Genomic DNA, 12,923 nt, shown 5'->3' on the forward strand with positions numbered 1-12,923 from the left:
GTCAGCTGATTTATCACAGGCCCAACTGCGCCAATAAGCGCACGCCGATTGGGGATGCCATGACATTAGCTGATATTTGTAACTGCCCGACCAGTTTGACCGATACACGCGCTGTTGCTGCTTGGAACGGCGTGGTTCATGGCATCTTGTCTCATGGTCGAACCACTGGCGATCACCTGACGGACCTTCTTCGGATTGAGCCCGAATTCGCCATGGGCCACGCGATGAAAGGCTTGGCCTGCCTTATGCTGGGCCGCCGCGAATTGATGGAAACAGCCAAGTCGGCCAGCGCCGAGGCACAGCGCTGCCTGTCCCTTGGTGGCGCGCTTGAGCGTGAGCGTCTGTGGTGTGCGGCCTTGCAAGACTGGTTGGCGGGCAAGCCCACAGCCTCCATCGCGCGGATGGAAGAGGCGTTGCGCCTGAACCCCGCCGACACAATCAGCATGAAATTGTCCCACGGCATCCGGTTCATGTTGGGGGACGGCACAGGCATGTTGCGGTCCGTGGAACGGGCCCTGCCCGCCCATGGCCCAGATCATGGGCTTTATGGGTATGTGTTGGGGTGCCACGCCTTCGCGCTTGAGGAAACGGGTCAATATGACCGCGCCGAACGCCAAGGCCTGCGCGGTTTGCAGTTTGCCCGTGATGATGCATGGGGCCTGCACGCTGTTGCCCATGTTTACGATATGACGCATCTGACTGACCAAGGCATTGCGCTGATCGACAGCAATGCGGCCGCGTGGGACCACTGCAACAACTTCCGGTTCCATGTGTGGTGGCACAAGGCGCTGCTGCATTTGGATCAAGGCGATATTGCCACGGTTCTGGATCTTTATGACACCAAGGTGCGGGACGAAAAGACGGACGATTACCGCGACATCTCAAACGCGACATCGCTTCTCATGCGGTTGGAGATTGAGGGCATTGATGTTGGCAACCGTTGGGCCGAACTGGCTGATTTGGCCGAGGCCCGGACAGACGATGGCTGTCTGACCTTTGCGGACATGCATTACATGTTGGCCCTGATCGGTGAAGACCGCGCGGATGCCGCCGCCCGTATGACCGCCCGTGTGGCCCGCGATGCAGGCCCCGCAGATGACACATCGGTCGTTATGATGACACCTGGGCTGGCCACCTCCGAAGGTCTTGCTGCCTTTGGTGATGCCAACTACGGGTCCGCCTTTGCCCATCTGGCCCGCGCCCAGCCCGATTTTCAGGCAATGGGGGGCAGCCACGCCCAACGCGACATTTTTGAACGGCTGACGATCGAAGCAGGCTTGCGCGCCGGACGTGTCGATGAAACGAAGGCCCTGTTGCACGCCCGCACTGCCTTGCGCGGCGGCCAGGAAGACAGCTTTGCGGCCAGCCGCATGGCCCAGATCGCCAAGATGCAATCGGTGACGCCCGCCAGCACCGCTGCCGAATAACAAATCGAGACCTCAAGCCCCGTGTCCGACACCACATTACATCCAAATGCCGCCGACAAAGCGGCCCCTGACGCCATTGCACCCAGCGCCGCTGCACCCACGTCAGGTGGGCCGCGCGTGCGCGATGTGCGGTTGGATTTCTTTCGCGGCGTGGCAATGTTCATCATCCTGTTTGCCCACACGCCGGGCAACTGGATCACGCTTTGGATCCCTGCCCGTTGGGGGTTTTCGGACGCGACAGAGATGTTCGTCTTCTGCTCTGGGATGGCCAGCGCCATCGCCTTTGGCGCGACGTTCGACCGTGCGGGCATTCTGCTGGGCACCGCCCGCGTCGTGTTCCGCATCTGGCAGGTCTACTGGGCGCACATCGGCACGTTCTTCGCCACCGCCGCGTTGATGGTTTACTTCACCGATCTTGAGGCCACGAGCCGCAACTACTGGGGCAATTTGAACTTGTGGATGTTGTTCGTCGAAAGCGACATGTGGGAAAATCCCAACATCCTGCTGAGCGTAATGACCCTGCAATGGGTGCCCAATCTGTTCGACATCCTACCGATGTACATGGTGATCCTGGCGATGATGCCGGTCATTGTTCTTTTGTCACGGGTGCATCTGGGCCTCGTGGCGCTGTTTGTGGTGACGGTTTGGATTTTTGCCCAGCGCGCGCTGTCGGACGCTTACGGCATCCCCTATTTCAACTTCACCGCCGAACCTTGGGTGGGGGATGACAATTGGCAACGGCGCTGGTTCCTCAACCCGTTTGGCTGGCAGTTGGCGTTTTTCACCGGTTTTGCCTTCATGCGGGGCTGGCTGCCCAAACCGCCCGTCAATGTCTGGCTGATCGGGTTCAGCGCGGCCATTGTGATCGCCAACATTCCGTTTTCCAACATCGGGGTGCGCGAATTCGGGTTCGATTTTGCCCGCGCGTGGCGCAGTGAGAATGCAGCGTGGTTTTCCAAATCCGACTTCGGCCTGCTGCGGTTCGTTCAGTTTCTGGCGCTGGCCTATCTGGGATGGGTAATCGCTGGCGACAAGGGCAACCGCATCCGCGCGGGCGCGTCCGCGTTGGGCCGCATGTGGGCGCCGATCCTCGCTATCATCCTGAAGGTCGGACAACAGTCCTTGGCGGTGTTTGTGGTGTCAATCCTTGTGGGCCGCACAAACGGTGTGATCCTTGATCTGGTCGGGCGCGACTATTGGTCGATGACGTGGGTCAATGCGCTTGGCATGGCGCTGCTTGTCATCACGGCATACGGCGCGGCTTGGATGAAATCGCAACCATGGCGCGTAAGGGCCCAAAAGCATGCTGCGGCGTGAGTTCCTGGCAAGCCTCGCGGCCCTCGCCGCCGCCCCCGCGCTTGGTCAGTCGTCGGGCGGATTGCGGTTGGCAGAGGGCGCGCCGTTTGACCCCGATGATGTGATCGCACTGGCCCGAAATCTGGCGGCGCGCGCGTATGTGCCGCCCGTCACTGTGCCAGCGGAGTGGACGGAAATCACCTACGAAGACTATGTCTCAATCTGGTTTGCCGACCGCAATGCCCTATGGAACGGAGAGGCCGAAACGCCGCTGCGCTTGGACGTCTTCGCCCCTGGTCTTTATTTCCCGACCCCGATCAGCTTGTCCGTGGTCGAGGGCGGTAAGGCCCGCCCCCTGCCCTTTGATTTGGGCGTGTTCGACAAGACCGACAAGTTCCCGGACCTGCCGGTGGATGAAACCTTGGGCTATTCCGGCCTGCGTCTGCGCGCGGAATTGGAACATGCGGGCATCTACCAGGAATTTGCGGTGTTTCAGGGCGCCAGCTATTTTCGCGCGATCGGCACAGGCAACATTTACGGGCTGTCCGCCCGTGGGCTTGCGATTGATACGGCCGAGCCTTCGGGCGAGGAATTCCCCGATTTCCGTGCCTTTTGGCTGGAAAAACCGGCCGCGGGCCAGACGACCTTTGTCCTGCATGCCTTGCTGGATAGCCCCAGCTGTACAGGTGCCTACCGGTTTGAGATCACCCCCGGTCCGTCGCAGGTGATGGAGATCACGGCACGCATTTTCCCACGGTTGGATATGGATCACGTGGGCCTCGCGCCGCTGACGTCGATGTTTCAATACGACCAGACAAACCGTCATCGGTTTGATGATTTCCGCCCCGCTGTTCATGACAACGATGGGCTGCAGATTGTAAACGGTGCGGGAGAAACGATCTGGCGGCCCTTGGCCAACCCCAAGACGTTGCAAATCAGCGCCTTTGTGGACGACAACCCGCGCGGCTTTGGCCTGCGGCAACGCGCGCAAACCTACGGAGATTTTGCGGATTTGCAGGCGCTTTATCACAAACGTCCCGGTGCATGGATCACACCCAAAGGCGACTGGGGACGCGGAGCGGTGACCTTGGTTGAAATTCCGACCGACAGTGAAATTTACGATAATATCGTGTGTTACTGGCGCCCGGAGGGCGGGCTTGTCGCAGGATCAGAAGCGGAGTTTGCCTATACGCTGACATGGGATCAACGGCTGTCCGATGGAGCGGGGCTGCCCGTTTTAAACACCATGATGGGTGCGGGGTTCAACGGGCAAGGCACCGTCGTGATCATCGATTTTATGGGCGACGACACGGTGCCGGAAAACCTGTCCGACATCGACATTCGACTGTCCGCCAGTGCAGGCACCAACACGGATGGCGTTTTGCAACGCAACCCCGAAACGGGTGGCCCACGGCTGGCGTTTACATTTGAGGCGGGCGAGGCGACCCTGATTGAATTTCGTGCCCAGCTGCGACTGGACGGTGCCCCGCTAAGTGAGGTTTGGCTTTATCGGTGGACCGCCTGATGTCCTATGCCGCAGCCCACATGCCGCCGCGCGCGCCGCTGGCCATGCCAGCGCAGACCTTTGCGAAAACCGCGCCCGTCCGTGCAATGACGCGAAAGCACCATTGGGCAGACCGCGTATGGCGTGTGTCCGCGTTTATCCCGACACTGTTTTTGACGGTCGTTTTGGTGATGTCTGTCACCACCTATTTGGGCCAAGGTGGTGTGGCTGTGGCAGAAGGGTTCGTTCTGGCGCTGGTGGCGTTGACGTTCATCTGGCTGGCGTTTTCCGTCAACACCGCCTGTTTGGGCCTTTTGCGGGTGGCCCTTGTACGTGGCACGCCCGCGCCGAGGGCTCCGCATTCGCCCCGTGACATCGCCCTGCTCGTGCCGGTTTATAATGAAACCCCATGGGAGGTGTTCGGCAACGCCTCTGCCATGTTGAAAGAACTGACCACAGGCACGCAGGCGGATCATTACACGTTGTTCATTCTGTCCGACACGCGGGATGTCAAAGTGGCAGCGGTTGAAGAACGGGCGTTTGCCGCCCTCAACGTGGAATTCTATCCGCACCGTCGGGTGTACTACCGCAGGCGGGCCGACAATACGGACAAGAAAGTCGGCAATATCACCGATTGGATCGAAAACTGGGGCGCGGCCTATGAAGCGATGGTCGTGCTGGATGCCGACAGCCTGATGTCGGGCGCGGCCATTCGCCAGTTGGCGCAGGCCTTGGCGGATGACCCTGACGCCGGTCTGATCCAAAGCCGCCCGACATTGATCGGGGCCACGACCCTTTTTGGCCGTGTGCAGCAGTTTTCCAACACGGTCTACGGCTGGCTGAGCGCCGAGGGTTTGACCAGTTGGGCCCAGCATGAGGGCAACTATTGGGGGCACAACGCCATTATCCGCACCCGCGCCTTTGCCGAAAGCGCACGCCTGCCCTATCTGCGGGGGCGGCGCGGGGCGCAGCACCTGATCCTGAGCCATGATTTCGTCGAGGCGGGAATGCTGCGCCGTGCGGGCTGGGCCGTGCGCCTGTTGCCGCGTCTGTCGGGCAGCTTTGAGGAAACGCCGCAAACGCTTATTGATTATGTGATCCGGGACAGACGGTGGTGTCATGGCAACATGCAGCACCTTCGGCTTTTGGCAGCACGGGGGTTTCACGTGATTTCCCGCGTTCATCTGCTGCAAGGGGCCTTGGCGTTCCTGATGTCGCCCGCGTGGTTGGCGGTTGTCATTCTGTGGTCCTATGTGGGCACCACCCCTGCCCCGCCCAGCGCCTATTTTTCATCCTCCAATCCGTTGATGCCGGTCTGGCCGATTGAGCAGACGGACGTTGCCTGGATCTACCTGATCTTCGTTTATGGCATGTTGTTGTTTCCCAAAGCCGTTGGCGCGGTTCTGTTTGGCCTGCGCCGCCGCACCCGTGCCGCCTATGGATCGGGGCGGATGTATGTTGGGTCGATCCTGTTTGAGCTGTTTTTGTCCGTCCTTTACGCGCCCATCATGATGGTGCAGCAGACAAAAGCCACGATCTGGGCCGTGCTTGGACGACAGCCCGCATGGTCGCCACAAAACCGTGGCACGGCAGGCTATGGGTGGGCGGAAACCATGCGGTTCCATTGGGTCGAAACGGTCTTGGGCGCGGCCCTGTTGGGCGGAGTGATCTTTGCAAACGTGTCATGGTTGATCCTGCCCATTGCGATCAGCCTCGCTGCTGCTGTCCCCCTGTCACGGCTTAGCGCTTTGCCGATTGCACGTCTGGCACAGGGGGCGTTGCAACTGAATACACCTGACACTTTGATTGAGCCGCGCATCGTGCGTCTGGCGCGGCAGGAACGGGCGGCCCTGCGTGAAACGCTGCAGAACGACCCCGCCCCCATCGCCGCCGAATAGCAGGGTTACAGCCCTTCGTACCAATCCACGACCAGATCGGGCCAGGTGACGGGCACGATATGGCCGCGTGGGAACAGCGCGAATTGCAGCGCACTGCCAGCAGCGCACTCTGTCCATGTCCGCATCCAGTATTCGCCGGAGACATCGAAACGGTCGGGCTTTTCATGAAGGCACCCGTTGGCGTCGCGCCATATGGACAGGGCCTCAAACACATCGCCTTGGGAAAATGCAGCGGGGTCATCGCTGGGCAAACCATTGACCACCCGCCCTTCAAGCGGGACCGTGCCATCGACCCAGCCGTGGGTGTGCAACATCCGCACGGGGCCCGCGCAACCCTGAGGATGGGGCCGCCAGAAGTTGCCCCCCAACGGCGCATAGGCCGCAAAAGCGTCAGGACTGAGGCAGGCGGTATAGGCGGTCATCGACCCACCGATCGAAAAACCTGCCAAGATGATATTGTCCGGATCAAGGCCCAGGCGCGCGACGGCGTCATCGCGTACTGCAATTAAGTGATCCACCTCCGCCTGTTGGGCGTCCGGTGATCGGGGGTGAAAATCCCACCGCCGGCCGTTGCCTTCGGCGCGCGGTTGACCGTCAGGCGCGATGATCGCAAAGCCACGAGCCAGAAAGGCGTCAACAATCCGCTGGTTGCGCAACACCCCCTGACCGCTGCCCCCAAAGCCATGCAGATATATAACGGCGGGGGGCGTCTGTGCGGTCTGGGGCAGCGCCGCCACATAGGCGCGCCCGCCTATCTCACACTGGGCCTCCGGTGTGCAGCCCCAAGCTGGGGTCGCCAGCGCAGCCGCCCAAACCAAAGCAAGCCAACGCATCACCGGACAACCGGCACGCCGCGCCCCACCCAACCGGGGCCAGAAAATGACCCCAGCATGCCTTCGGGCACATCAATAATCGGTCCGATGCCTGCGTCCTTCAAACGGGCCGTCATGCGCGCAGATCGCACACCGCGCGCGCAGATCAGGGCAATTGGCTGATCTGCCTGCCGTGCGGCCAGAACCTGATCGATAAAATCCTCGTCACGCATGTCGATCCCCACGGCGTGTTCACCGATGCCCGTTGCGTTCCATTCATCAGGACGCCGGATGTCGACCAACAGGATCTCGCCCGCACCGGCGGCGGCGTGGGCCTCAACCGGGTTCAGTGTCGGGCCGTCAGACGACTGGGCAAAACCGGACGAGACAACAGCCCCTGTCGCCAAAAGAGCGGCCGCAGCCCCCCCGAAGACCAAATGTCTGCGTGTCCATGAAAGTGCCATGGGCCGTCCTCACCTATGTGTGTTTCGCTTGACTGCACAATGGCGGTTAAGACTGCGATTGATAAGTCTTACGCGCGCGGGCGCTGTCACATGTCCGTGTTCTCACAAGAAGGAAGACCGCATGACGGCGCACAAACTCCCCGCTGCACTTTTGATTATCCGGCTGAGCATTGCGGGGTTTTTCGGGGTGTGGGCCTCGTTGAAATTCTACCGCCCCGAATGGTTCGAGAACGTGTTTCGCAATATGTACGGATTGGACTTCATCACGCAGGATTTGTCGACCTATGTGGGCAGCGTTCAGATGATCATTGTCGTGATCTTCGCATTGGGATTGTTTCGCACATTCAGCTACGGAGCGCTGGTTTTGATGCAAGGCGCAGGCGTCCTGGGGTCAGCATCGAACCTGATGAACTATACCTCCTACCCGAACAATCTTATGTGGGCGGCTGTGCCTGCTTTGGGCGCTGCGATTGCGCTGTTTATCTTGCGACATGATGATCTGTGGACCCTCGACGCCCTGTCCCAAAGGAAAGATCGCGGGCGGGAGGCGACGACGGATTAATGCACCGCGTTGAGAGCCTCAGTCAGCTTTTTGATCAATGTCTCGTTGCTATACGGTTTTTTAACGACAGGGGCACTGGGGTAGCTGTCCAAGATACTGGCCACATCGCCGTATCCGGTCGCAAGAATAAATGGCACCCCCAATTCAGTGAGTTTCTCGGCCACAGGCACAGATGTTTGCTGGCCCAGGTTTACATCCAAAATGGCGAGAGCGATGTCGTTCGCATCGATGATTTTGATGGCTTCGTCGACCGAACTGGCCATTTGAACATCTGACGCGCCCAGCCCTGACAAAAAGTCTGCAGCATCAAGGGCAATGACCATATTATCTTCGACGACCAGCGCACGACCGGACACGTTCAAAGCTTCGGGTGCCGACGCTTGATCAGGCTGAGCCACGTCCTTCGATGGAGTTTGAACACCGCGTGACACAAACGGTTCGGGGATCATGATGTCCGCCTCGAACCCTGTGAGCTTATAGCGGGTTTCGACAGTGCCGCGCAGTTCAAACGGAATTGTCCGTTCAATGATGGTTGTTCCGAACCCGCGACGGGTGGGCGCCTGTACCGCAGGCCCGCCCCGTTCGCGCCAACGCATCAACAGCGCCCCATCTGGCGCGATCTCAAGTTCGATCCTCAGATCGCCGCTCTGATCCGTCAACGCGCCATATTTGGCCGAATTGGTCACCAATTCATGCACGACCAACGCCATGGTCGAAAACGCATCAGGTGTCAGCAACGGGGTATCCCCTGCGATCTCCACTCGATCTTGCAACGCGTTGTTTGCGAAGGCGTCGACCTCGACCTCGATCAAATCCCGCAGGGACGCATGCCCCCATTCGCGCTTTGTCAGCTGATCATGCGCCCGCGCCATGGATTGGATACGGCCATCCAGGACTGACGTGTAATCTTCGATCGTTGCTGTCCCGACCTTTGATTGAGACACCAGCCCCTGGATCAAGTTCAGGATATTGCGCACGCGGTGGTTCAATTCTGCCACGAGCAATTCCTGACGTTCGGCGGCTGCCTTTCGTTGCGCGTTGGCCTCATCCGTCAGTTTCAGCACGATCTCGATCAACGAAATACGCAAGGCTTCCGCCGCGCGAACCTCTGCGCCAGACCAGGGCTGACACGTATGGCGCACCATTTCTGACCAGGCCTCGAAACTTTTGCGCGGGGTCAGGCGCACGCCATTGGGGCCAATTTCAACCGGCTTTTCCGGGTTGCCCGCCCATGTGACAGACTTGGCAATTTCACGCCGGAAAAAGACGATGTAGTCGCGGGGGGTCCGCGAAATCGGGATCGCGATCAGACCTGCCACACGGTCTGCCAGAATATCGGCCCCCTGATAGACGCTTTGCAAATTGTCTGTGTGAAAAATCTGCCCAGCCGGCACCGTGTTCAGGAACCGCACAAGGCGGTTGAATTCCTCCTCCGACGGAACCGAACCAAGCACGGCATATCTGCCTTCGGACAGGATCGCCATGCCATCATTCGAAATGATCTGGGACAGTTCCTCTGCGATTTCAGCGAAATTCTCGACAAGTCCTTCCCCAGAGGACAAACGCATCATCAACCGGTCGTGCAACAAGCGGGCCTCGCTCTCCTCCTGACGCAGTTCAGCGTCAAGCTTGCGGGCCAATTCGTAAGAAAACAGTTGGGCGAACAGCTCTATCGCGGTGCGGCGTTCGTAATCCACGTAGCGAGGTGAATTGTGATGGCACGCAAACAACCCCCAGAGTTCGCCGTCCACCAGAATAGAAACCGACATAGAGGCCTGCACGCCCATATTGCGCAGATATTCCAGATGGATGGGGGACACAGCGCGGGTGATAGACAACGACAGATCCAAAGGTTCACCCGTTGGTCCTCTCTGCGGCACAATGGGGGACACCGTATCGTCAATATCCGCGATCAGACGCAGGGGGCTGCGTTTGTAAAGTGCGCGGGCCTGTTTGGGAATGTCGCTGGCAGGGTAACGCAGCCCCAAGAACGGCTCCTGATCACCGACAATCCGTTCTGAAACAACCTCTCCCGATCCATCATCGGCAAACTTATACACCATGACCCGGTCAAATCCGGATAAGACCTGCAAAGCGCGCGTCGCCTCATCGGTGGCCTTTTGGACCTTATCATGTTGGGCAACCCGCCCGATCAGCGGTTGGACCATTGCCAAATCGTCCCGCAGCAGATCTTCAACTTTAGGTTCAAATTCAAAAATAAATGACGCGCCGGATGCATGTATCGAGATATCGAAATTGCCGCCGCCTTCGATAAGCTGACGCCCGAACATGCGTGCAACGGTTCCTGTCGCAGCGCTGATCTGCAACTTTGACCGCAGGTCGTGGATGATCTTGCCGCCCAAAAAATCCTCAAGCTTGCATCCCACCATGTTTTCAACCTGGATGCCCAGCAGGGTTTCACAGTTTTCCGACACATGGTTGATCATCAGATCTGCCGACGTGGAAATCAGACAGCCGTAGGACTGAACGTGGCCCAGAATGTGGATCGGTTCTTTGTCACAATTCGTCAGATCAACATCTGCGTTGTGAATGGTCTGCGATCCGTAGTTGTCCGTCATTGGGCCACCTTTAATTGTCGTGTTGCCTGGTCTGCGGCATGTCGAAATATGCCGAATAGTTTTCTTGTGTCCGCCCCGATGCGATCTGCACGGGGGCCTGCTGTTTCAATCTCGGCCAAGGCCGAACACACCTGCTGCCACCGAGATGTTGGTGGTATGTGGCTGAAATATGCGTTTGCGGATTTGACAACAGGATCGGATGTCCCTTCCCACCTGCGACGCAGAACTTTGCTGCCAAGACGCGATCCTTCGACCACGTAGTCAATCGCCAGAGGATCCAGCGTGCCAAGGGGCTGTGGATCCTGCGATGGGATAGGCGCACCCAAAACCTTTAGATCCGCATCAATCCGACTTATAAGATCATCAAGTACAGACTTGGCCGTATGACCTGCAGGCGATGCTTTCGACATTGCGTCAAAACACATACGATGCACGGTTAAGAATGAAACAAAACCCGCATGTGTCATCACGTCCATATTTGACATAATATCGTCCACCGCTTGGTGATCAGATGCGGTGGATACCCTTAGATGGTGTCGGAAATTTACTGTCATTTCATCTCCTACCGCAAATTCCCCCGTTTGCCGCCAACCACTCCCCTAGGTCAAAAACTGCGGCAGTTTGAAAGAAGTAGCGCGCTGAGAAAGTCTTCAACCGAAAATTTAACCTTTGATGGACAGACCGTTCGGTTCGGCACCTTAACTTTAAGTGTTTGCACGTCTCTTGAGACAGCACCATACCGCCATACGGGCACGACGTGACTGCCTTTTTTTTAAACTGAGCCTTAGAGACTCCCCGCTGAAAGATGTGCTATACGACATATGATGTCTATTGAACCTGACACACTTGCCGGCCTTCTGACCCAGACAGTCAAGGAAATGGCCGACAGCTTGCCTGCCCCAATAGGGCTGGATAGCAATGGCAATGCGATTGCTGCTGTTCCGGATGACGTTTTTTTACGCGCCATACGCATGATGAACCGCAGTTTAGGCACCACATGCGGGTTCTTTTCAACGATTGATGATGACAGTCACCAGCTGAAGGTCAGCCTTGGGCTGTCGGACAAATTCGACTCCACAGATCAGATTGTGCACTTGAGCAGCCGAATCGCGTCAGCCCAAGGCCCTCTCGCTATTTCAGACGTGAATTTGCGACAAAGCGATGAGGGGGCCGGACATGCGGACCAGGCGGGCATTCTGGGCATCGCTATCCATGGACCACGCGGCGACGTTCTGGGAACACTTTGCGCGCTTCATACGCAACCCCAACGGTGGAGCGTGGAAGACCATGAAGCCCTGCAAGATATTGCAGCCAGTCTAGACACCGAAATTCGCCTTCGATCTGCAGCGGCTTACAGCGCACGAATGGAAGCGCTCGCCAATGTCGCGGAAGACAGGTTTCGCCTTGCCTTGCGGGCCGGTCAAATTGGCACCTATGATTTCGACCCACAGACCCACACCACACGCTGGGACGACAAACTTTATGAAATTTGGGGCGTTTCGAAAGATAGTTCCGACCTGTTCGAAGTCATCGAGTCAACAATCCACCCCGAAGACAAACCCCTATGGGAAGCCGATGTCGCCGCCTCCCTTGATCCAGCGGGCAGTGGGCTGCATGAGTTGGAAATGCGCATCTTGCGTCCGGACACGGGCGAAGAACGCTGGCTGCATGCCATAGGTCAGGCCAGTTTCGTGGACGGCAAGCCCGTTCGCCTGATTGGTGTCGTGCGCGATGTCACGTTGCGCAAATTTGCACAAAATCGCGATCTCCTTTTATCAACGGAACTGAACCACCGCGTCAAAAACATGTTCACCGTGATATCAGGGCTGATCAGTTTGACAGAACGGGCGAGTGAGACCACGTCAGACATGGCGGAGGCCCTTCGCGGGCGCGTCAATGCACTCGCGGTAGCGCATGCCCTTATTCAACCGGCCGTGTCCCGCGACGTGAACAGGCACAACGCTCTGACACTGCAAAACCTCACGCAGACATTGCTTGCGCCGCATCGACAAAACGTGGACGCGGTGATCTGCGATGGCCCTAACGTTCCGCTGAGCACCCAAGGGGCTGCAAACCTCGCGTTGGTTATCCATGAAATGGCGACAAATGCCGCGAAGTACGGCGCCTTATCCCATCGTGCGGGGACACTGACGGTCTCATGGGATCTGGAAGAGAAGGACAGCCAACCGCACCTGAAGTTGAAATGGGTTGAAAAAGGCGGACCTCTTGTCACGGCCGCAGCAGCCGGAAAGGGCTTTGGGTCAAGGTTGATCGAGATGACAATCAAAGGCCAGATGCGCGGATCCATCGACGTGGATTGGCAGTCCTTTGGCCTCGTTTACACAATGGCTATTCCAACCGTTGCGCTGATATAATCAGGA

The 12,923-nt window shown here is 58.3% G+C and carries 10 protein-coding genes; 6 read left to right on the top strand and 4 right to left on the bottom strand.

Features of this window, described 5'->3' with window-relative positions:
- The first annotated feature begins 59 nt into the window (after positions 1 to 59).
- Genes PSJ8397_RS11140 through mdoH form a run of 4 tightly spaced genes read left to right on the top strand, consistent with a single transcriptional unit; the run spans position 60 to position 6,125 of the window.
- Entirely contained in the window at positions 60 to 1,427 is a 1,368-nt protein-coding gene (locus PSJ8397_RS11140; RefSeq protein WP_085864673.1) for a tetratricopeptide repeat protein, read from the top strand.
- A gap of 21 nt (positions 1,428 to 1,448) precedes the next feature.
- The gene (locus PSJ8397_RS11145; RefSeq protein ID WP_235000696.1) at positions 1,449 to 2,744 is read left to right on the top strand and encodes an OpgC family protein; all 1,296 of its coding nucleotides are present in this window, start codon (positions 1,449 to 1,451) and stop codon (positions 2,742 to 2,744) included.
- Complete coding sequence (locus PSJ8397_RS11150) at positions 2,731 to 4,248, top strand: glucan biosynthesis protein (RefSeq protein ID WP_085864675.1); 1,518 nt, start codon at positions 2,731 to 2,733, stop codon at positions 4,246 to 4,248. Before PSJ8397_RS11145 ends, PSJ8397_RS11150 begins: the two co-directional genes overlap by 14 nt.
- Complete coding sequence (mdoH, locus tag PSJ8397_RS11155) at positions 4,248 to 6,125, top strand: glucans biosynthesis glucosyltransferase MdoH (protein ID WP_235000697.1); 1,878 nt, start codon at positions 4,248 to 4,250, stop codon at positions 6,123 to 6,125. Before PSJ8397_RS11150 ends, mdoH begins: the two co-directional genes overlap by 1 nt.
- Positions 6,126 to 6,130: 5 nt before the next feature.
- On the opposite strand, the gene PSJ8397_RS11160 is transcribed toward mdoH, so the two are convergent.
- Positions 6,131 to 6,958, bottom strand: a complete 828-nt coding sequence (locus tag PSJ8397_RS11160) for an alpha/beta hydrolase family esterase (RefSeq protein WP_085864676.1) — start codon at positions 6,956 to 6,958, stop codon at positions 6,131 to 6,133.
- Entirely contained in the window at positions 6,958 to 7,401 is a 444-nt protein-coding gene (locus PSJ8397_RS11165; protein ID WP_085864677.1) for a rhodanese-like domain-containing protein, read from the bottom strand. The genes PSJ8397_RS11160 and PSJ8397_RS11165 overlap by 1 nt, the downstream gene beginning before the upstream one ends.
- 121 nt (positions 7,402 to 7,522) lie before the next feature.
- Between PSJ8397_RS11165 and PSJ8397_RS11170 the strand changes: the two genes are divergently transcribed.
- Positions 7,523 to 7,963, top strand: coding sequence for a hypothetical protein (locus PSJ8397_RS11170; RefSeq protein ID WP_085864678.1), 441 nt, complete (start codon positions 7,523 to 7,525; stop codon positions 7,961 to 7,963).
- On the opposite strand, the gene PSJ8397_RS11175 is transcribed toward PSJ8397_RS11170, so the two are convergent.
- Entirely contained in the window at positions 7,960 to 10,542 is a 2,583-nt protein-coding gene (locus PSJ8397_RS11175; protein ID WP_085864679.1) for an HWE histidine kinase domain-containing protein, read from the bottom strand. The two genes, PSJ8397_RS11170 and PSJ8397_RS11175, sit on opposite strands and share 4 nt — an antisense overlap.
- Positions 10,539 to 11,096 (bottom strand): biliverdin-producing heme oxygenase, encoded by a 558-nt coding sequence (locus tag PSJ8397_RS11180; RefSeq protein WP_159453133.1) that lies wholly within the window; start codon positions 11,094 to 11,096, stop codon positions 10,539 to 10,541. The genes PSJ8397_RS11175 and PSJ8397_RS11180 overlap by 4 nt, the downstream gene beginning before the upstream one ends.
- A gap of 267 nt (positions 11,097 to 11,363) precedes the next feature.
- On the opposite strand from PSJ8397_RS11180, the gene PSJ8397_RS11185 reads away from it, so the two are divergent.
- Entirely contained in the window at positions 11,364 to 12,917 is a 1,554-nt protein-coding gene (locus PSJ8397_RS11185) for a sensor histidine kinase (RefSeq protein ID WP_085864681.1), read from the top strand.
- Positions 12,918 to 12,923: the final 6 nt, after the last annotated feature.

The sequence above is a fragment of the Pseudooctadecabacter jejudonensis genome (genome assembly GCF_900172275.1).
Taxonomy (GTDB): Bacteria; Pseudomonadota; Alphaproteobacteria; order Rhodobacterales; family Rhodobacteraceae; genus Octadecabacter; species Octadecabacter jejudonensis.